Source organism: Fictibacillus nanhaiensis (assembly GCF_049537595.1).
In the GTDB taxonomy this organism is placed as follows: Bacteria; Bacillota; Bacilli; order Bacillales; family Fictibacillaceae; genus Fictibacillus; species Fictibacillus nanhaiensis_F.
Window position 1 is genome coordinate 66,963 of the sequence record NZ_JBMULM010000005.1, and the last position, 19,038, is coordinate 86,000.

The 19,038-nt window shown below is 42.0% G+C and carries 19 protein-coding genes and 2 pseudogenes; 12 read left to right on the plus strand and 9 right to left on the minus strand.

Annotated elements, in window-relative coordinates; translation table 11 throughout:
- Positions 1-218: 218 nt before the first annotated feature.
- Complete coding sequence (locus tag ACOZ9X_RS18350) at positions 219-1,184, plus strand: aldo/keto reductase (RefSeq protein ID WP_423419450.1); 966 nt, start codon at positions 219-221, stop codon at positions 1,182-1,184.
- A 78-nt stretch (positions 1,185-1,262) separates the two neighbouring features.
- Here ACOZ9X_RS18350 and ACOZ9X_RS18355 read toward each other — a convergent pair whose 3' ends face one another.
- Complete coding sequence (locus ACOZ9X_RS18355; RefSeq protein WP_423419451.1) at positions 1,263-1,634, minus strand: VOC family protein; 372 nt, start codon at positions 1,632-1,634, stop codon at positions 1,263-1,265.
- Between the two features lie 325 nt (positions 1,635-1,959).
- On the opposite strand from ACOZ9X_RS18355, the gene ACOZ9X_RS18360 reads away from it, so the two are divergent.
- The 3 genes from ACOZ9X_RS18360 to ACOZ9X_RS18370 all read left to right on the plus strand — a co-directional run bounded on the left by ACOZ9X_RS18360 (position 1,960) and on the right by ACOZ9X_RS18370 (position 6,481).
- Positions 1,960-3,621 carry a PTS transporter subunit IIBC gene (locus ACOZ9X_RS18360; RefSeq protein WP_423419452.1) on the plus strand — a complete coding sequence of 554 codons (1,662 nt, stop codon included), beginning with the start codon at positions 1,960-1,962 and terminating at the stop codon, positions 3,619-3,621.
- Between the two features lie 3 nt (positions 3,622-3,624).
- Entirely contained in the window at positions 3,625-4,416 is a 792-nt protein-coding gene (locus tag ACOZ9X_RS18365; protein ID WP_423419453.1) for an endonuclease/exonuclease/phosphatase family protein, read from the plus strand.
- 400 nt (positions 4,417-4,816) lie between these two features.
- Positions 4,817-6,481 carry a glycoside hydrolase family 13 protein gene (locus tag ACOZ9X_RS18370; RefSeq protein ID WP_423419454.1) on the plus strand — a complete coding sequence of 555 codons (1,665 nt, stop codon included), beginning with the start codon at positions 4,817-4,819 and terminating at the stop codon, positions 6,479-6,481.
- A gap of 41 nt (positions 6,482-6,522) precedes the next feature.
- Here ACOZ9X_RS18370 and ACOZ9X_RS18375 read toward each other — a convergent pair whose 3' ends face one another.
- On the minus strand, positions 6,523-6,840 hold the full coding sequence (locus ACOZ9X_RS18375; RefSeq protein WP_423419455.1) for a hypothetical protein: 318 nt from the start codon (positions 6,838-6,840) through the stop codon (positions 6,523-6,525).
- A gap of 121 nt (positions 6,841-6,961) precedes the next feature.
- Between ACOZ9X_RS18375 and ACOZ9X_RS18380 the strand changes: the two genes are divergently transcribed.
- The 3 genes and pseudogenes from ACOZ9X_RS18380 to ACOZ9X_RS18390 all read left to right on the plus strand — a co-directional run bounded on the left by ACOZ9X_RS18380 (position 6,962) and on the right by ACOZ9X_RS18390 (position 7,944).
- On the plus strand, positions 6,962-7,240 hold the full coding sequence (locus ACOZ9X_RS18380; protein WP_423419456.1) for a hypothetical protein: 279 nt from the start codon (positions 6,962-6,964) through the stop codon (positions 7,238-7,240).
- Positions 7,237-7,365, plus strand: a pseudogene (locus ACOZ9X_RS18385) (nuclease-related domain-containing protein); the annotation flags it as partial. The gene ACOZ9X_RS18380 and the pseudogene ACOZ9X_RS18385, both read left to right, overlap by 4 nt.
- Positions 7,366-7,620: 255 nt before the next feature.
- Entirely contained in the window at positions 7,621-7,944 is a 324-nt protein-coding gene (locus tag ACOZ9X_RS18390) for a hypothetical protein (RefSeq protein WP_423419532.1), read from the plus strand.
- A gap of 107 nt (positions 7,945-8,051) precedes the next feature.
- On the opposite strand, the gene ACOZ9X_RS18395 is transcribed toward ACOZ9X_RS18390, so the two are convergent.
- From ACOZ9X_RS18395 to proC, 3 genes are all read right to left on the minus strand, one after another.
- Positions 8,052-9,143, minus strand: coding sequence for a fatty acid desaturase family protein (locus tag ACOZ9X_RS18395; RefSeq protein ID WP_423419457.1), 1,092 nt, complete (start codon positions 9,141-9,143; stop codon positions 8,052-8,054).
- A 171-nt stretch (positions 9,144-9,314) separates the two neighbouring features.
- The gene (locus tag ACOZ9X_RS18400) at positions 9,315-10,430 is read right to left on the minus strand and encodes a DEAD/DEAH box helicase (RefSeq protein ID WP_423419458.1); all 1,116 of its coding nucleotides are present in this window, start codon (positions 10,428-10,430) and stop codon (positions 9,315-9,317) included.
- Entirely contained in the window at positions 10,431-11,240 is an 810-nt protein-coding gene (gene proC, locus ACOZ9X_RS18405; RefSeq protein WP_423419459.1) for a pyrroline-5-carboxylate reductase, read from the minus strand.
- Positions 11,241-11,463: 223 nt separating this feature from the next.
- Between proC and ACOZ9X_RS18410 the strand changes: the two genes are divergently transcribed.
- The 5 genes and pseudogenes from ACOZ9X_RS18410 to ade all read left to right on the plus strand — a co-directional run bounded on the left by ACOZ9X_RS18410 (position 11,464) and on the right by ade (position 15,938).
- Entirely contained in the window at positions 11,464-12,858 is a 1,395-nt protein-coding gene (locus tag ACOZ9X_RS18410; RefSeq protein ID WP_423419460.1) for a dipeptidase, read from the plus strand.
- Between the two features lie 336 nt (positions 12,859-13,194).
- Positions 13,195-13,689, plus strand: a complete 495-nt coding sequence (locus ACOZ9X_RS18415) for a hypothetical protein (protein WP_066399317.1) — start codon at positions 13,195-13,197, stop codon at positions 13,687-13,689.
- A gap of 11 nt (positions 13,690-13,700) precedes the next feature.
- On the plus strand, positions 13,701-13,877 hold the full coding sequence (locus ACOZ9X_RS18420; protein WP_171005587.1) for a hypothetical protein: 177 nt from the start codon (positions 13,701-13,703) through the stop codon (positions 13,875-13,877).
- Positions 13,877-14,071 (plus strand): YwbE family protein, encoded by a 195-nt coding sequence (locus ACOZ9X_RS18425; protein WP_144696695.1) that lies wholly within the window; start codon positions 13,877-13,879, stop codon positions 14,069-14,071. The genes ACOZ9X_RS18420 and ACOZ9X_RS18425 overlap by 1 nt, the downstream gene beginning before the upstream one ends.
- 101 nt (positions 14,072-14,172) lie before the next feature.
- Positions 14,173-15,938: pseudogene (gene ade / locus ACOZ9X_RS18430) on the plus strand (adenine deaminase).
- Here the strand turns inward: ade and ACOZ9X_RS18435 are convergent.
- From ACOZ9X_RS18435 to ACOZ9X_RS18450, 4 genes are all read right to left on the minus strand, one after another.
- Positions 15,911-16,540 (minus strand): response regulator, encoded by a 630-nt coding sequence (locus ACOZ9X_RS18435; RefSeq protein ID WP_144696692.1) that lies wholly within the window; start codon positions 16,538-16,540, stop codon positions 15,911-15,913. The pseudogene ade and the gene ACOZ9X_RS18435 sit on opposite strands and share 28 nt — an antisense overlap.
- Positions 16,515-17,576 carry a sensor histidine kinase gene (locus ACOZ9X_RS18440; RefSeq protein ID WP_423419461.1) on the minus strand — a complete coding sequence of 354 codons (1,062 nt, stop codon included), beginning with the start codon at positions 17,574-17,576 and terminating at the stop codon, positions 16,515-16,517. Before ACOZ9X_RS18440 ends, ACOZ9X_RS18435 begins: the two co-directional genes overlap by 26 nt.
- Positions 17,573-18,304, minus strand: coding sequence for a cell wall-active antibiotics response protein LiaF (gene liaF / locus ACOZ9X_RS18445; protein WP_423419462.1), 732 nt, complete (start codon positions 18,302-18,304; stop codon positions 17,573-17,575). The genes ACOZ9X_RS18440 and liaF overlap by 4 nt, the downstream gene beginning before the upstream one ends.
- 87 nt (positions 18,305-18,391) lie before the next feature.
- A complete protein-coding gene (locus ACOZ9X_RS18450) occupies positions 18,392-19,036 on the minus strand; it encodes a PspA/IM30 family protein (RefSeq protein WP_423419463.1) in 645 nt (214 codons plus the stop codon).
- Between the last annotated feature and the right edge of the window lie 2 nt (positions 19,037-19,038).

The following is a 19,038-nucleotide window of genomic DNA, read 5'->3' on the forward strand; positions in this document are numbered from 1 at the left end:
ATAATTATACTAATATATGAATTTTTATTCAATCACTTTTTCAAGATTATTTCACCAGAATTAATATTCAATAGAGGATTGTTGATACCTCTATAAAAAATAAGAAGAACCATAATTGAGTAAATATTCATGGTTCTTTATTCTTATAAAGAAGGTATCGTAAAAATAAAACGTGAATTAATGTTATAATTTGGATGTTGGAGGGGAGGCTGAAACGAATGAATATTAGCGATGTTTCAAGAATAGCCATCGGCACACATCTAGGGGAAATGAATGAAGAAGATTCGCTTTCCTATCAGGAAGCGATTGAATTTGCGCTGTTAAATGGAATTAACTTTATTGATACTGCACTTAATTATCGAGGGATGCGCTCTGAGCGCGATGTTGGAAGAGTTTTTGCAAAACTTATCCAAAAGGAAAAGCAGATCAATAGAAAGGACGTTTTTTTGTCTACGAAAGCCGGCATCATACCAGGTGATATTGACGCTCAACTTCGTCCTGAAAATTACCTGCAAGAGATATTAGTGGATAAAGGAGTCATTCAGCGTTCAGATTTACAGATCATCGACCATCACAAACACGTTTTGGAACCTTCTTTTTATGAGTTTGCTATCCAGCAAAGTTTAAAACACATGCAAGTCGATTACATAGACGTCCATTACATTCATAACCCAGAAATCTCTTTAAAAGTTTTAGGTGAAGAGGCCTTTTACAATAAGCTAAAGAACCTTTTTTCCCTTTATGAACAGCAGGTCGAACAGGGCTTGGTCCGATATTACGGTCTAGCTGTCTGGTCCGCTTTTACAGAGTCTCCAGAGACACTTGGTTACATATCTTTAGAGAAGGTGATGGATGTTGCCCACTCTGTTGCAGGTCACTCTCATCATTTTCGTTTTATTCAAACTCCGTTCAACCAATCTAATCATTTAGCGGCAACAGATCTGAACCAGCAAGTTGGTGATAAATGGGGAACACTATTTCAAGCTGCAGAAGAGTTAGGCGTTCACGTCACAACAAGTGCTCCTTTAGATTGTGGAAGACTTACTAATCATCAACACAAGAATGTAGATGATTTGATGTCTATGGTTTTAAATACACCGGGTATCTTGTCCACGATGATCGGTATGCGAAAGGTAGACACGGTAAAAAAGAATTTGAGATGCTTAAACAAAGTTGGCTCGTAATAACGAGTCAACTTTGTTTATATGGTTTATATGGAACAACTGTTAAACAAATTCCAATACGTACATCCTATTGTAATCCTACCAGTGTACTTGAAACTTATTGCCATTTGGATCATAAAAGTGAAAAAATGCATGACCATTATCTTCTTTGATATCGTCGACCTTAACCTGATTATCAATCAAGTGTTGATGAAATTTAGCTAATTTGGGACTCGTAAAGCCAATGCAAAATTCTTGTTCGTTGTTAACTGTAAAATGTGCAAATGTTTCATCTTCGGTAGGAACTAAGATGAGTAAGAATGGTCCTTCATTTACTTTTATAATTGCCAATTCCTCTGTACTATTTAATAACTGGAGCCTTAATACATCTCTATACCATTGTGTTGATGATTCTAAATCTTTTACAGGAATTCTTATGTAATGTACTTGTTCAATAAATGATTTACTCATATCCTTCTCTCCTTGCTTCGCTTTTTCTATATACCTCTTTCTTCCAATTTTTGAATTAACCTGCTATTCAACTAAATTTTATAAAGATCGAATTATTCCATGCTATCTTACGAAAAACATTACAAAGCATCTGGAAAAACTTTTTTCCTCACTTTTTAAGAAATATTACTTGTAAATGAAACCGTTTTATTTTACAATCACTAATGCAAACGATTGCACCAACATGCATATACAAATATGTAAGCGATTCAACTTTTTTTCGCAATCTACTGAATGCGATTTCAAAAAGACAACGAAAGATATATACTTTAAGGAGGAAATCGTTTTGAAACAACGTGGAAAACTCATTTCATTTGATTTCTGGCAAAAGCTAGGTAAAGCGCTTCTTGTAGTAGTAGCGGTTATGCCGGCTGCCGGTTTGATGATATCACTAGGTAAGGTTATCGCTATGTTCGGTGGCGACATGACATTAGTGCAAACGATTGCTCGTGTTATGGAAGACATCGGATGGGCGATCATTACAAATCTGCATATCTTATTTGCGGTAGCTATCGGGGGGTCTTGGGCGAAGGAACGTGCTGGCGGTGCATTCGCAGCCGTAATCGCGTTCATCTTGATCAACCGTATTACAGGAGCAATCTTCGGCGTAAACAGCGCTATGATGCTTGAAGAAGGCGCAAAAGTAAAATCACTTTTTGGCAGCGAACTTGTTGTTGGTGATTATTTCACTTCAATCCTTGGCGCTCCAGCACTAAACATGGGAGTATTCGTCGGAATCATCTCCGGTTTCCTAGGTGCTGTTCTGTTTAACAAGTACTACAACTACAATAAGCTTCCAAATGCATTAGCATTCTTTAACGGAAAGCGTTTTGTACCATTCGCTGTTATTTTATGGTCAGTGGTTACAGCTTTACTACTAGCATTAATTTGGCCGTTTATCCAGTCTCTACTTAATGACTTTGGAAAATGGATCGCAACATCTCGTAACACGGCTCCAGTTATCGCGCCATTCGTGTTCGGTACACTAGAGCGACTATTGTTACCATTTGGTCTTCACCACATGTTAACGGTGCCGATCAACTATACGGAGCTTGGCGGAACGTATCAAATCATGACTGGTTCAGGAGCAGGATCTTCTGTAGCTGGACAAGATCCACTATGGTTGGCTTGGATCAACGATCTTAACAACTTCTTAGCTGCTGGAGATACAAAAGCGTATCAAGCACTTTTAAATGATGTAGTACCAGCTCGTTTTAAAATGGGACAAGTTGTTCTTTCAACGGCATCTCTTGTAGCGATCGCACTTGCGATGTACATGAACGTTGATAAAGACAAGCGTAAAAAGTACAAGTCTATGTTCTTATCTGCAGCTTTAGCTGTATTCTTAACAGGTGTAACTGAGCCGATTGAATTCATGTTCATGTTTGCTGCTCCACTTCTTTATGTTGTGTACGCGATCACAACTGGACTTGCATTCGCAGTAGCGGATCTAATCCACGTTCGTGTTCACGCATTCGGTTTTATCGAGCTTCTTACTCGTACACCATTGCTTGTAAAAGCAGGATTAACACGTGATTTAATCAACTTTGCACTAACGTGTATCGTATTCTTTGGATTAAACTTCTCGATCTTCTATGTATTGATCAAAAAGTTCAACCTGCCTACTCCAGGTCGTGCAGGTAACTATATCGAAACAACAGAAAATGATGCTGCACCAGCTAAAAATGAAGCAGCTACAGGTTCAGACAACTCTCAAGCATCAGCGATCATTAACCTTTTAGGTGGAGCTGATAACATTGAAGACGTTGACGCTTGTATGACTCGCCTTCGTGTAACCGTTAAAGACACATCGGGTGTTGGTACGGAAAAAGAATGGAAAGAGAACGGCGCACTTGGTCTGATCATCAAAGATAAAGGTGTTCAAGCGATTTACGGACCGAAAGCAGACGTTTTAAAATCTGATATTCAAGATCGTTTGGGGATGTAATTCATGAAGCTATTAACGTTAAACGTTCATGCTTGGCAAGAAGAGAACCAGATGGAAAAATTAGAGATGCTTGCTCGCGATATCGCGAGCGAGCGTTATGATGTTATCGCACTTCAAGAGGTCATGCAGTCGATCGACTCCCCTCTTGTAAAAGACAATATCAAAAAAGATAATTATGCCCTTGTTCTTTTAGAGCTATTGAAGAAACTTGGCGTTGAAGATTATGACTTTGTTTGGGACATGGCGCACTATGGCTATGTGACGTACGAAGAAGGACTAGCGATTATCAGCCGCCATCCGATTACGTCTCATGAAAGCTTTTTTGTTTCTGATCTACAAGATATGCACAATTGGAAAACACGCAAAATCGTAAAAGCATCAATCTCTTATGAAGATCAAGACATACAATTCTTCTCTGGTCACTTTGGCTGGTGGGAAGATGATGTCGAACCTTTCAAAGGTCAATTCGATCGCTTGATGCAGTACATTCCTGAAGAAGGTCTTTCTTTCATTATGGGTGACTTAAACAACGATGCTAACGTTTGTGGCGAAGGCTTCGATTATGTAAAAGAAAAGGGCCTTTACGACACGTATGAACTGGCTACAGAGAAGGATGACGGCATGACGATCATAGGTTCTATTGCCGGCTGGGACAACAACGAAGATGGCCGCAGGATCGATTATATCTTGAGCAGCAAGCCTGTTGACGTGCTTCAGTCTTCCGTGCGTTTTAACGGCAAAGAAACACCAGTGGTCTCGGATCATGCAGGTGTTGCTGTGAGGGTTAAGTTTTAAGGGATTTGCTTCTTATGGTGTGGTTTCAAGATTAGCTTCTTGTTAGGTTGATTGGAGTGTAAGGTGCGAGACTCCTGCGGGGCAGGTGGGCAGTCCTAAAAGTGGAATTGGCTCGTTCAGGCCCGACCAGCAAAAGGTGAATGTGCTTGCAAGGCGCACTTTGCCTTGTGGGCCATTTAGCTTTTGACCTCGAGGGGCTAGCCAATGCAACTAGACAGGTGAGACACTTAAAAGTGAAACGTACGAATGTGGCTCACCGCCTGCCCCGCGGAAAGCGAAGCACCTGAAACGGAAATCAACTCCCACATAGCAACGAAGAATATCAAAATAACAGACAATGGGGAGCCGTTTTTCGGTATCCCCTGGCGTGTTGTTAAAGAGAAAACATGGAGGTAACATTATGGAAAAAGTTTGGTGGAAAGAAGCCGTTGGCTATCAAATTTACCCTCGCAGTTTCCAAGATTCTAATGGAGATGGAATCGGCGATCTAAAAGGGATCATTCAACGCTTAGATTATATTAAAGACCTTGGCATCGACGTGATCTGGATCTGCCCGATGTACAAGTCGCCAAATGATGATAACGGATACGACATCTCCGATTATCAAGATATCATGGATGACTTTGGAACGATGGAAGACTTTGATCTCCTTATGGAAGAGGTCCATAAGCGCGATATGAAGCTGATCATCGACCTTGTTTTGAACCATACAAGTGATGAGCACCAATGGTTCATCGAGTCTCGTTCTTCCAAAGAAAATCCGAAGCGCGATTGGTACATTTGGAGAGACGGTAAAGATGGCAAAGAGCCGAACAACTGGGAAAGTATTTTCTCTGGGTCTGCATGGCAATATGATGAAAAGACAGATCAATACTACCTCCATGTTTTCTCAACAAAACAGCCTGATGTGAACTGGGAAAACTCTGAAGTGCGCGAAGCTCTTTATGACACAGTCAACTGGTGGTTGGATAAAGGAATCGATGGTTTCCGTATTGATGCGATCAGTCATATTAAAAAGCGCGATGGTTTTCCTGATATGCCGAATCCGAAGAACGAAAAGTACGTGTCTTCCTTCGACATGCATATGAACCAAAAAGGAATTCATACGTTTTTACAAGAGTTCAAAGACCGCACATACGCAAACTATGATGTAATGACGGTTGGTGAAGCAAACGGCGTTAAAATTAACGAAGCGGACCTTTGGGTAGGAAAAGAAAACGGAAAGATGGACATGATTTTCCAATTCGAACACCTTGGCCTCTGGGATGCAGAAACCAATCCAGAAGTGGATATCGTTGAACTGAAAAAAGTATTAACACGCTGGCAGAAAGGTCTTGAAAAAGAAGGCTGGAACGCACTGTTTATCGAAAATCATGACAAACCTCGTGTTGTTTCCACTTGGGGCAATGATGATGAGTTTTGGTATGAAAGTGCAACGAGCTTCGGCGCGATGTATTTCTTGATGCAAGGAACACCGTTCATCTATCAAGGACAAGAGATCGGAATGACGAACGTTCAGTTTGACTCGATCGAAGATTATGATGATGTCGCTGACAAAAACCGTTACCGCATCAAGCGCGAAGAAGGCGTTTCACATGAAGATATCATGTCTGTGATCTGGGCATCGTCTCGTGACAACAGTCGTACTCCGATGCAATGGAACAGTGATGAGAATGCTGGATTCACAACAGGAACGCCTTGGATGAAAGTTAATCCAAATTTTGCAGAGATCAACGTCGAGAAACAAGAACAAGACGAGCATTCGATCTTAAGCTTTTATAAGAAAATGATCGCATTAAAGAAAAAGAACGAAGTCTTCACGTACGGTGTATATGATCTGATCCTTGAAGAAGATGAGCAGATTTATGCGTACACACGCACACTTGGAGAGGAAAAGGTCGTTGTGATCACGAACCTTTCTAAGACGGAAGCGAAGTTCAAAACAGAATTGAAGTTGAACGCTAATGACTTATTGTTAGCGAACAAAGAAATTGCTACTCATGACGATGTAACAAGCGTAACATTACGACCATATGAAGCGCGTGTATATCGCGTGAAAGCATAACAAACAAAAGCGTGCTGTCCGATTAGGGAGAGCACGCTTTTTTAATGTGGCCATCTTTTTTCAAACCGAATAAAGGAATACAGTCGCAGAAGTACAATCAATGTACCCACGATTGTTAAAACAGGCGATATATTCGTGAATAGAGGTAACCACGCTAAAATAAACGCAACAAGCGCTGTAAAATTTCCTGAAAACCCATTGATCGGCTGAGTTCCTACAAGTCCCGCCCCTCTTAAGGAATTTTCATAACATGATCTATGATACGGTCTTAACTTAAAAAAGGCCCATACCGTACGCAGCTCTTCCATCTCTTTAATCGGCATCAAACAGCTATCACAGTTTAGTTCTTTTTTCATCATTTCTTCTCCTTCAGCAGCAAATCACTCTCCCTCTATTCTACCAATCCTTTGATCAATCCTATAGCTTTTTTAAAAGGACTTTTTGCGATGAAAAGAGAATTTTAATGTGAGGAGTGATGCTATGATAAAAAAGGTAAAGTTGCAGCCCATTTATATGGATAAGCTTCAGCTCTTGATGAACCGTTTAGATGACGATCTTGTTAAACAAAGTCTTGAAGTAGAACTGAGTAAGATGACAGCCGGCTTTCGCGGTGAAGACTCTATCAATTATTTTTTGAATATGCTTCCAAACCAGAAAGAATGCCAAGTGTTGCACGACCTCCGAATTCCCCATGAATCTACTTTTTTCAAATCGACACGCTCATTCTTAATCCCGCCTACATTCTTATTATTGAAGTGAAGAACATCTCCGGAAACCTTTTCTTCGATCATACCTTCAATCAACTAATACGCACAAAAAACGGTATAGAAGAACCCTTTCAAGATCCCATCGCACAAGTTGAACGCCAAAAATACCAGCTTGAACACTGGCTGAGTAAAAATAAATTTCCCACTGTTCCAATCGAGAGTCTCGTTGTTATGACTCATTCCCAATCTGTTTTGAAAACGAACGATGTATCGCACCGTATATCGAAAAAAGTGATTCATAGTGTTCAACTACTAGACTGTATCCGACAGTTTCAAAGGAAATATAAACAGCATGTCATTGTTGCTGGAAATGTAATGAACAAGATCACTCGGCGATTGATCAAAGAACACACCCCGCGGGATGTAGATGTCATGGAGCAGTATAAGATTAGTAAAGAGATGATTATTAAGGGGGGGCAGTGTGAGGGGTGTTTGGGTTTTGGGATGAAAAAAGGCCACAGAAGTTGGAAATGCTCAAAATGTGGTCACACTAGCAAGAAAGCACACATAAAAGCGTTACGTGATTATTGTTTACTGTATCATCATTCTATTAATAATCAACAAGCCAGGGATTTTCTATTAGTTAACTCAACCTCAATCGCTTCTAAGCTCCTCGTTTCCATGAACTTACCTTATACCGGAACATTTAAAGATAGAAAGTATGACCTGCAGATATTATTGAATGAGGAAAATTAGATTTACTGTCCACTTTTGAGTAAATACTGTCCACTTCTGGAAAAATACTGTCCACTTGCACCTCCAGCACCGATTAAGCTCCCACACCAAACAAAAAAACACCCAAATTAATGGATGCTTTTCGGTGTTTGATTTGAAGATTTCCGTTCTTGCTTCAGCTCTTCCACAGTTTCCGTCTTATTCATCCCATGCCCAAGCGAAGGATACAAATTCCCTGGTGCTGGATCAACAAACTGAGTCTGATTAAAGTACACGTGTGGTGTCTTCCATAGTGCAACAAGTGCTTTCCAGTGCGGCATCTCGTGATAGCGCTCTGGCCACATCTCTTTAATGTGCTTTTTCACGAGCGGGTAATATTTTGGACTCATACCAGGGAACAAATGATGCTCCGTGTGGTAAGAGAAGTTAAAATGAATCACATCGACCCATTTTGGAACCGTAACCGTCAAGCTGTTCGCTAACGGATCGTTTACGTCTGTCATTGGGTTCAAGCGGTGATTGGTTGAGATATAACTCATTACGATTGCGTTGGCGATCAACAAAGGCATCAACACTGCAAAGAACCATTTAACCGGTCCAAGCCACGCCAGCAATCCTAGCCACATCGCCCACGGCAATAACAGCTGAATCCAAACAGATGGACGTTTGCTTGGTTTGAATTCTGTAATAAATCGTTTGAACATGAAAAGTCCGTGCAGCGTAAACGAAACAGATAAGAATGCAAAGCTCACGATTGAACGCATCCACATCGGAAGCTTGTACACTTTTTGTAACAATGGTTTGTGAGACAAGTTCTCTAGCGTTGGCCACGCATCAGGGTCCTTTCCATCATGTTGTGTGTGAACGTGATGCGTCGTATTGTGCCACTTACGCCAGAGCTTCGGTCCAACACTTAACGGCCAGAAAGCTACTGCTCCTAAAAAGTCACGCAGCCACGGCTTACGAATCACTGTGCCGTGCAGGATCTCATGGCCTAAAAAGCCCATCCCCGCGAAACATGTTCCTAATATAACAGCGATACCAATTCCTAACCAAGGGTGTAAATTATTCAATAACCCGATAACTAAAATACCGGCGATTGCGATCAATAAGTAAACGAGCCCACCCCATAATCTTGAAGGTACTGGCTTAAAGGCTTCTTTCGGCAGCTTTGGAGCGATTTTTGCTGCATACCAGCCAAACGATTGTAGATCTTTCATTTGCTCAACTCCTCTAATCTGACTCTTTCGAAAATTCTTGTACAATACAATCGTAACAAGTTTTATTTTATGAAGCAACCATTTTTGTTACCTGGTAATAATAGTTGGTATTATGTACCCACAAAAAAAGGAGCCATCCTGAAGGATAGCCCACTTTTTTATAAAATAATCTTACATATATTCAAGTTTTAAAACATTCAACTTTTGATCTGTCTCTCTTTCGATAATCTGCAGCAAACGTCGGTCTTTCTGAGCAACGAACGTCACCGCGAGTCCTTTTCCTCCAGCACGTCCCGTTCTTCCGATGCGATGAATATAGCTTTCTGCATCGAGCGCGATATCGTAATTAAAAACATGCGTTACTCCGTCAACGTCTAAACCGCGTGCCGCCACATCCGTTGCTACTAAGAACTGAATCTCGCCTTCACGAAATCGTCGCATTACGTCTTCCCTCTTCGCTTGAGAAAGATCGCCATGCAGTTCATCAGAATTGTATCCCATATTTTGCAGAGCTTCGTTTAACTTGCTTGCTCTTCTTTTCGTTCGGCAAAAAATGATCGCTAAATACGGACGCAACAATCTGATCGTTTGAACGAGGTCATTCTGCTTCCCTCGATCTGTTGTTTCCACGATTCGCTGGCGGATTTCTTTTAACGTAATCTGTTTCGTTTTCACATGAATATCTTGAGGATCGTTTGTATACGTTTCAGCCAGCTTCTTTACTTCATCAGGCATCGTCGCTGAAAAAAGTAACGTTTGGCGATTCTCAGGCACCTCATACATGATGTCTTCAATATCATCTAAAAATCCGATATGAAGCATTTGATCCGCTTCATCTAGCACGAACGTTGAAACTTGAGATAAAACGATCGTCTCTCGGCGAATATGATCTAGCAGTCTTCCAGGTGTTGCTACAACCACATGAACCTTGCTCTCTAGCTTATGCATTTGTGCGATCACGTCCTGCCCACCGTAAACAGCGAGCACGTTGATCTCACCGAGAGCTTCTGTGAGTTTGCGTACTTCAGCAGTGATTTGAATGGCAAGCTCACGGGTCGGTGCGACGATCAACCCTTGAACCGCGTCACGTTCAGCATTAATTTTTTGCAAAAGAGGAAGGACGAAAGCAAGCGTCTTTCCTGTACCCGTTTGTGCTTGTCCAACTACATCTTTTCCTTCCAAGATCACTGGAATCGTTTCCTTTTGAATCGGCGTAGGTTCACCGATGCCGTTTTGAAGCAAAATATCTATCAATTCATCATGAATCCCTAATTCTTTAAAGCCCATCTACTTTTTCCCCAATTTCTTTACTTTTTCTGTACAGCTTTCCATTGCCGCTAATACTGCACCACGAAAGCGTTCTTGCTCGAGCGTTGCGACGGCTGCAATCGTTGCTCCACCTGGAGACGTTACTTGATCTTTTAACTCACCAGGATGTTTTCCTGTTTCAAGTACCATCTGTGCTGCTCCTAAAACCGCTTGTGCCGCTAAACGATAGGATTGATCGCGGGACAAACCTTGTACGACACCTCCGTCTGCCATCGCCTCAATCATCATGTACACGTAAGCCGGCGAAGAACCACTAATCGCAGGAATCGCATCCATCTGAGATTCTATGATTACCTCTACCTTTCCGAAGCTGCCTAACAACTTCTCAACCGTCTCTAAGTCTTCATCCGTTATCTCATCATTAACAGAAACAGCCGTCATTCCCGCTCCAACAAGTGATGGCGTGTTCGGCATCGTGCGGACCACTTTCACTTGTTTGCAGAAAGCCTGCTCCACGTCTTCTGTTGTAATCCCCGCTGCAATCGTTACGATGATCGCATCAGATTTTACGAATTCCTTTACCTCTTCAATCACTTCAAGATAGGAATATGGCGCTACAGCAAGGAATAGCACATCTGCAGCTTTTGCCACATCACTGTTTGACGAGAATGTGTGGATACCATATTGTTTCTCGACATACAGTCGTTTCTTTTCCGTTCGCATGCTCGCAATGATCTGATCAGGACTGATCAAACCTGAACTGATCATACCTCCTGCCATCGCTTGCGCCATCTTTCCAAAACCTATAAAACCTATTTTTTTCTCCATACTCTATGCACTTCTTTCTATCTTTTATAAAGGGAAATGTTCACTTATACAGAATACTCATACCGATAGCTTTACCTTTAGTAAACCACAAATACATAAGGTGTGTGAAATGGATGGAGAAGTTAACACGCAAAGAATGGCTTATAAAAAAGACATTTCATTTCCGAGCTGAACTCCATTAAACTAGAAAGTAGAACTTAACGTACATAAGGAGGATTTCAATATGACAGACAAAATCGTAAATTATTTAAAAGAAAACCGCGACACGCATCTAAAAGAGTTAACAGACTGGCTTGCTGTTCCGAGTGTGAGTGCATTGCCTGAACATAAAGAAGATGTTCGAAAAGGTGCAGAATGGATTGCAGATAACCTTACGAATGCCGGAATGGACAACGTGAAAATCTATGAAACAGACGGACACCCTGTTGTTTATGGAGACTGGTTAAAAGCAGAAGGAAAACCGACTGTACTCGTTTATGGTCATTACGATGTTCAGCCTGTCGATCCAATCGAGTTATGGGAATCTCCGCCTTATGAAGCTACCATTCGCGAAAACAAACTATACGCGCGCGGAGCATCAGATGACAAAGGCCAAACGTTTATGCACGTAAAAGTTTTACAAGCCATCCTGAAATCAGAAGGGTCTCTTCCTCTTAATTTCAAGTTCTGTATCGAAGGTGAAGAAGAGATCGGCAGTCCGAGTCTTCCGAAGTTTATTGAGGAAAATAAAGATTTACTAGCAGCAGACGTTATCGTTATTTCGGATACCGGTATGCTTGATCGCGGAAAACCAGCAATCTGCTACGGCCTTCGCGGTATGTGTGCGATGCAAGTGGATGTAACAGGACCAAACAGTGACCTGCATTCTGGTCTATATGGTGGTGCCGTCCAGAACCCATTACACGCGATCACAGAACTTCTGCAATCGTTCCGTGATGAAAACGGACGTATCTTAGTAGATGGCTTTTATGATCATGTACAAGAATTAACGGAAGAAGAAAGAGAAGCATTCCGTGCGCTTCCTCTAACAGAAGAAGCGCTTAAGAATCAGCTTGGCGTAACAGAGCTCACAGGTGAAGAAGGTTACTCTCACATCGAACGTACATGGGCACGCCCTACATTAGAGTTAAACGGCGTATGGGGAGGCTTCCAAGGTGAAGGGATCAAGACTGTAATCCCTGCAAAAGCACACGCGAAGATCAGCTGCCGACTCGTACCAAACCAAGAGCCAGATGAGATCATTGAAAAAGTAAAAGCGCACATTGAAAAGCATAAGCCAGCAGGCATTGATGTGAAGGTTACTCTGTTTGATAAAGGAGCTCCATACGTAACGCCGTTCGATCACCCAGCCATCCAAGCGGCTGCACGTTCTTATGAAAAAGTTTACGGTGTACCAACTGCATTCACACGTGGCGGCGGATCGATCCCAATCGTAGCAACGTTCGATCAAATGCTGAACATCCCAGTCGTATTAATGGGCTTCGGACTATCAACAGAAAACTTCCATGCACCAAACGAACACTTCCATCTCGAAAACTTCGACAAAGGCATGGAAACACTAGCAGACTACTGGTTCGAACTCGAAAAATCCATCCAAAAAGAAACAACAACAAGCTAAAACAGATGAAGCTGACAGGAAAGAAATCTTGTCAGCTTTTTTTACTCGGATTGAAACATGGCGTGTGTTTTGAATTTGTTCTTTGATTATTAGACACCCTTGCAAGTTGATTGAAGTGGAAGGTGCGACACTCCTGCGGGACAAGCGGTCAGGTGAGACCCTTAATGGCGCAAAGCGGCAAGGAGCTCACCGCCTGCCCCGCGGAAAGCGAAGCACCTGAAACGGAGATCAACTCACCCAATCACAACACAGAATTTCCCACCAGAGGCATTTTCGTTTTTCTCTTCCAGTGTGATATAATCAACCAATCACAACAAAGAAACGGAGAGTATAAACATGCTTTCATTTGAAGATAAAATTGCTTTAATCGAAGAAAACTTCCCAGAGCTCGACATGCACGAGGTATCCCTTGGCCGCTTGAACTTCCATTTTGAAGAAAGTGTACAAGACAAAAAAATCGTCGTGTACCACCTTCACCCGAACGGAAACGGCTTCGTGTATGGCGGACACCTGCCACAAAGCGTAAAGAACGACAAAGGCTATGTGAACATCCGAGACTACGAAGCAGAAGAACTGATTGCTTTAATCCAAGACTCCATGGAGTTCTTATCAAAGAAACACGGCTGGCAGCAGCCGAAGAAAGATCGTTCTGATGACGAAGAACGTAAAGAAGAACACTGGTACAGCCACAGCCACGAGGAGATTCGCCTCGTAGGAGAAGATGGCATGTGGTTCATCTTTGATGAAGATGATGCACTAGAAGCTGCATTTGAAACATATGCAGAAGCAGAAGGTTATTTAAAAGAAGCAGATTTTAAAAAGAAAAAATAGAGGTGACTAAGATGGCTGAGGAGAAAAAGAAGTTAAGCTTTCAAGAAATCGCAAAGCAACGTTTAGCTGAGAAGAAAGCACAGCAATCAGGCGGATCATTCAGCAAGGGTCCTGTTAAAGTGGCCAACCAGTTAAAAAACCAACAAACAAAAAAAGCAAACAACCAAGCACGGAGAACAGGTGTTTAATGCATCGTAAGCGAGCAAATATCACCCCTGGTCTTTCCGTGAACGTAATCTTAAAAGCAGATCAGCGTTCTGGCAAGAAAACAAAAGGTATCGTAAAAGATATCTTAACGAACTCACCTACTCATCCACACGGCATCAAGGTACGCCTTGAAGACGGTCAAGTTGGACGAGTCATTGACATTCTGAATGCATAACCACGAAAACGGTCACCACCTCGGGACCGTTTTTTCTGTACATGGAATACATTGGATATCCGTATACTAGTTGATAGATTTTTTTAAAAGGAGATCACTTCATGAACATAGATTCTCTAAAAAAACGAATTGATGTTAGTACAAAAAGAATGCCAGCAGATGTTGTAATAAAAAACGGAAGAATCATTGATGTGTTTAATCTCGAAGTCATGGAAGGAGATGTTGCGATCGTTGATGGGTATATTGCCGGTATTGGTGAGTACGAAGGAAATGAAACGATTGATGCAGCGGGTAAATTTATATCCCCTGCTTTCATCGACGGTCATGTGCACATCGAGTCATCTATGGTAACGCCGGCAGAGTTCAGCAAAGTGCTGCTCTCACATGGTGTTACAACCGTTATAACGGATCCTCATGAGATCGGTAACGTTTCAGGAGCTGAAGGTATCTCCTTTATGCTGAATCACTCTGAAGGGCTTCCTCTGGACGTCAGAGTGATGCTTCCTTCATCAGTTCCTGCAACTCCTTTTGAGAACGCAGGTGCTGTTTTAAAAGCATCTGATTTAGAACCCTTTTTAACTCATCCACGTGTCCTCGGTTTAGCGGAAGTCATGGATTTTCCTGCTGTTTTTAGAGGGGATGAGGATATGCTTCAAAAAATCGTTTCTACAGCTGATCAAAACGGAATGATCGATGGCCATGCAGCAGGATTAGACGCTAATGGCATCAACGTCTATCGCTCCTCACTGATTGCGACGGACCACGAATGTTCGACGAAGGAAGATGCACTAGATCGAATCTCTCGAGGGATGTTCGTGTTAATACGTGAAGGATCTGTAGCCAAAAATTTAAGAGCGCTCATAACAGCTGTAACACCGAAAAACGCTCGTCGCTTTTTATTCTGTACAGATGATAAGCACCTGGATGATTTAGTAGCGGAAGGAAGCGTAGATCATAACGTGAGGGTCGCTATTCAAGAAGGCATGGATGCTCTGCAAGCAATCCAGCTCGCAACCTTGAACGCAGCAGAATGTTACGGTTTAAAAGAAAAAGGCGCTGTCGCTCCAGGTTACAAAGCAGACTTTCTTTTGCTTGAGAATTTGGATTCCATTGTAATATCCGATGTTTTTGTTGGAGGAAAATTGGTTGCTCAGAACGGGAAGTACAAAGGATCAGAATCTAGAAGCGCACAGCCTCCAGCCGCTTTAACAAAGTCGGTAAACATGACAATGATAGATTCCGAAAAGCTTTCTATTCCTATAACCGATGGTAAGCCCATGCATGTGATCGAAATCATCCCGAATCAGATTGTTACCAAGAAGAAAGTTTTTGCGGCAACAGCAGAAAACGGAGAATTCATACCATCTATCACGAACGATTTAATAAAAATGGCTGTGATCGAACGCCACAACAAGACTGAAAACATTGGTCTAGGAGTGGTAAAAGGCCTCTTATCCAAAACGGAGCGATTGCTTCAACTGTTGCGCATGATTCACACAACTTAGTCGTTGCAGGTACGAATGATGAGGATATGCAAGTCGCGATAGAAGCTATCCGCAAGATGCAAGGCGGCTATGTGATCGTGAAAAACGGAGCAGTGCTCGCATCTGTCCCGCTTCCCATCTCCGGGTTGATGTCAGATCGACCATTTATAGAAGTCAACGACCAAATCATTCATCTAAAAGAAAAGTTAAAGGAGATTGGATTCAGCGGAGATTTTGATCCGTTCCTGACCCTATCCTTCTTAACACTTCCTGTAATTCCGGAAATCAAGCTGACAGATCTTGGTCTCTTTGATTTCAAAATCTTTCAGCATATCCCTGTGCAGGCAGAAAAAAGTTACACGAGTGAATGGTTGAAGGCATAGATAACAGCTTGCGTACGATCTTGTACATCCAGCTTGCTCAATATGTTACTCACATGTACTTTCACTGTTTTTAATGCGATGAACAGATCATCTGCAATTTCTTGATTGGTCTTTCCTTTCGTCATCAACAGAAGAATCTCCATCTCGCGCGCAGTCAGCTCTTCATGTGGCTCGCGCGTTTGTTTTTTACGCATCTTGCTCATCATCTTCCCGGTTACTTCGGGTTCAAGAACAGATTTACCATGATACGTATCGCGAACAGCTTGAGCGATATCACTCGCTTTTGACGTTTTTAACATATAACTAGACGCACCCGCCTCTAGTGCCGGATATACTTTTTCATCATCAAGAAAACTTGTAACAACGATGATCTTCGCTTCTGGCCATGCCGTTGTTATCTCCCGTGTTGCTTCGATTCCATCCATCTCATCCATAACAAGATCCATTAAAATTACGTCCGGTCTCAATGCTAGTGCCTTCTCTATGGCAACTTTTCCGTTCTCCGCTTCATCCGTTACTTCTATATCAGGCTGCGCAGAAAGGTAAGCCGATACCCCAATACGCACCATCTCATGATCATCCACTAATAATACTTTGATCATTACCCTCATCTCCCGCTTTCAAAATAGGTACTTTTACTTCAAGCCGCGTTCCTTCGCCTGGCAAACTCACAATCTTAAGTGTACCGCCAATTTCTGCTGCCCGTTCATGCATGTTTTGAAGTCCATAGGAACCAGTTTTTTCTTGATCCATCTTAAAGCCTACACCATCATCTTCAATGCGGAGGATAATCAGATCATCTCTTTGGACGAGCAAGATCTGCGCTTTATTTGCCTGTGCATGCCTTAAAATGTTCGACACCGATTCTTGAAGAATACGAAACAGGTGATCTTCTACTCCTTTTGCAAGAGGAATCGTTTCAATCTTCCATTTTAGTTCGATCGGTACTTTTTGTAGAAGCTCCTGTAGAAGCTCTTCCATCCCTTTCTGCAATGATTTCCCGTTTAATGCCGCAGGACGTAGGTGCAGAAGCAGTGCCCTCATCTCAAGCTGTGTTTGATGAATCGTTTCTTCTACAAGCTTTAACTGTTTAGTTTCACGTGAGTCTTCTTCTCTTCGCGTTTCATTTACAGCCGACATGATCATGCTTGCTGCAAAAAGCTGCTGCGAAACAGAGTCGTGTAGTTCCCTCGCCAAACGATTTCTTTCTTGGGAAATAATCTCTTGGATCCGCTTTTCTTGATCTACTGCTTTCTCGGTAGCCATCTTTTGGGACTGGCGAATTTTTTCCCCTAGTTGCTTTTGAATGCCTTCCATCCGCTTCGTGATCGTTCGCAACTCAAGACTGTCTACTTCTTTCATGTCTACTTGCCTGCCGTCTTCAATGGACTTCAGTGTTCGATTGATAGAGTTTAGTTGTTTACGAGACGTGATGCCCGAATTCAAACCAAAGAAAGCGCCCATGATGAACACTAAAAAGGGTAGAACGAAAGCAACGGGAATATCAAGCAAGTGTTTCTGTAATAAAAAATCCCAGTTATCGATCGGAAATGTTGTGTATACGATCGAACCTAATAGAATTGCTACAGCAAATGCAGCTACGATACCGGAGAACATATGACGTAAAACAGTACTCATACCCGTTTCACCTCCAGACTGCCGGCAAACATACTTGTAACAATTTTTATTTTTTTCTCAGCCTCTCCATACCCTTTCGTTCGGTAAAAAAGCGTCTGATTGAACAGCTTAGATTCACTTCGGTCAAAAATTCTTGAATCCCCCATGATCATAGAATGGCTGACTGCTGCCTCCATCTCATAAGGAACATAGATCGTGATATTTCCGATCGTACCACGGATCAGAATAACGGATTCCCCATCAGGTAAAATGGTCTGGTTCAAATCAATGATCGTATCACCAGGACCACATTGAATGTTAATATCGTTCCATTCATACACATGCTCTGGCGTTTGTTGCGTGCCTAATAGGATGTTTTTTAATAGCGTTTCCTTTCTGTATACATTATCTTGTGTCATAGTTGGAACTTGTTCGAACTGAGGCGTAACGAAAACCGGATTTTGTTTCGTTTGATAAAATTCATAGATCACATAGATGACGAATGCGACTAACAAGAGCTTAAAGGTGAACATACTTAGTACGTTCATGACAGCGATAAAAACACCCAGCCAGAACATGATCTTGCCGGATCGCTTCGGCATTCGTTTTCTTCCAAAAAACAAGAGTGCAGCACTAAATAGAAGAGAGAATAAGATTCCTCCTCCGTTTAGAGTTGCTTCTAACAGCACTAAAACAATCGCTATTAAAAGCCCCCAACTTATGAAATCACTTCTTTTCCGATTCAGCATCTGCACTCACTCACTTTCTGTCATAAACGAGGTAAAAGGCGCAGCAATTTGCGCCTTGTCTCTTATTTTATCGTATCACATACTGCCTTAAACGGTAGTAGATGATTCTTCCTTTTTCCAATCTTTTTCAAGTTTAGCTAGCTTCGCGTCCATTGAACTTGCTTGATAATCAGCGTTTACTTTCTGTTCAAGACGATCCATATAATGTTCAAGCTCATCAAAACGGAAAGCCGATTTTTTCAAGGATTGAGACGGATCGATCACACGGTCCATCTTCTGGTGAGCGCGTGCTACATTTTCACGTCCCATCAATTCCATGCGTTTGATCTGCATATCTTTTAGCTTATGTTTCATCTGCTCATACTTTTGCTCAAGCTCTACAAGATCCTTTTCTGCTTGAAGCGTAGACTCTTTTAAGTGGGCTGCTCGTAGTGCATGCTGTTCTTTTTCTTGAACAGCGAATTGATACAACTCTTGCTCGTTCGCTTGCTGAGCGATTTCAGCCTGATGAGCTCGCTTAGCTGCTCTTGCCTCGGCTTCTTCCATCTCACGTACGAACTCATCCTTTAACAGCTGCTGACGTTCTACTAACTTATGAGCTTTGTTCACCTCTAACTCACACTGTCTTAAATATTGGTTCAGAAGAGATAACGGATTCTTTTCCTCTTTTTGATCTAAAAGCTCATGTACATCTGCTGAGATTGAGTTTTTGATGCGTTCAAATAAATTCATAG

Coding starts and splice junctions, on each gene's coding strand:
- ACOZ9X_RS18365 (WP_423419453.1), top strand. CDS start 3,625: ATGAAGCTATTAACGTTAAACGTTCATGCTTGGCAAGAAGAGAACCAG.
- ACOZ9X_RS18400 (WP_423419458.1), bottom strand. CDS start 10,430: ATGGGCTTTAAAGAATTAGGGATTCATGATGAATTGATAGATATTTTG.
- ACOZ9X_RS18380 (WP_423419456.1), top strand. CDS start 6,962: ATGATAAAAAAGGTAAAGTTGCAGCCCATTTATATGGATAAGCTTCAG.
- ACOZ9X_RS18435 (WP_144696692.1), bottom strand. CDS start 16,540: ATGATCAAAGTATTATTAGTGGATGATCATGAGATGGTGCGTATTGGG.
- ACOZ9X_RS18355 (WP_423419451.1), bottom strand. CDS start 1,634: ATGAGTAAATCATTTATTGAACAAGTACATTACATAAGAATTCCTGTA.
- ACOZ9X_RS18375 (WP_423419455.1), bottom strand. CDS start 6,840: ATGATGAAAAAAGAACTAAACTGTGATAGCTGTTTGATGCCGATTAAA.
- ACOZ9X_RS18425 (WP_144696695.1), top strand. CDS start 13,877: ATGCATCGTAAGCGAGCAAATATCACCCCTGGTCTTTCCGTGAACGTA.
- proC (WP_423419459.1), bottom strand. CDS start 11,240: ATGGAGAAAAAAATAGGTTTTATAGGTTTTGGAAAGATGGCGCAAGCG.
- ACOZ9X_RS18410 (WP_423419460.1), top strand. CDS start 11,464: ATGACAGACAAAATCGTAAATTATTTAAAAGAAAACCGCGACACGCAT.
- ACOZ9X_RS18450 (WP_423419463.1), bottom strand. CDS start 19,036: ATGAATTTATTTGAACGCATCAAAAACTCAATCTCAGCAGATGTACAT.
- ACOZ9X_RS18440 (WP_423419461.1), bottom strand. CDS start 17,576: ATGAGTACTGTTTTACGTCATATGTTCTCCGGTATCGTAGCTGCATTT.
- ACOZ9X_RS18390 (WP_423419532.1), top strand. CDS start 7,621: ATGGAGCAGTATAAGATTAGTAAAGAGATGATTATTAAGGGGGGGCAG.
- ACOZ9X_RS18350 (WP_423419450.1), top strand. CDS start 219: ATGAATATTAGCGATGTTTCAAGAATAGCCATCGGCACACATCTAGGG.
- ACOZ9X_RS18415 (WP_066399317.1), top strand. CDS start 13,195: ATGCTTTCATTTGAAGATAAAATTGCTTTAATCGAAGAAAACTTCCCA.
- ACOZ9X_RS18370 (WP_423419454.1), top strand. CDS start 4,817: ATGGAAAAAGTTTGGTGGAAAGAAGCCGTTGGCTATCAAATTTACCCT.
- ACOZ9X_RS18420 (WP_171005587.1), top strand. CDS start 13,701: ATGGCTGAGGAGAAAAAGAAGTTAAGCTTTCAAGAAATCGCAAAGCAA.
- liaF (WP_423419462.1), bottom strand. CDS start 18,304: ATGCTGAATCGGAAAAGAAGTGATTTCATAAGTTGGGGGCTTTTAATA.
- ACOZ9X_RS18395 (WP_423419457.1), bottom strand. CDS start 9,143: ATGAAAGATCTACAATCGTTTGGCTGGTATGCAGCAAAAATCGCTCCA.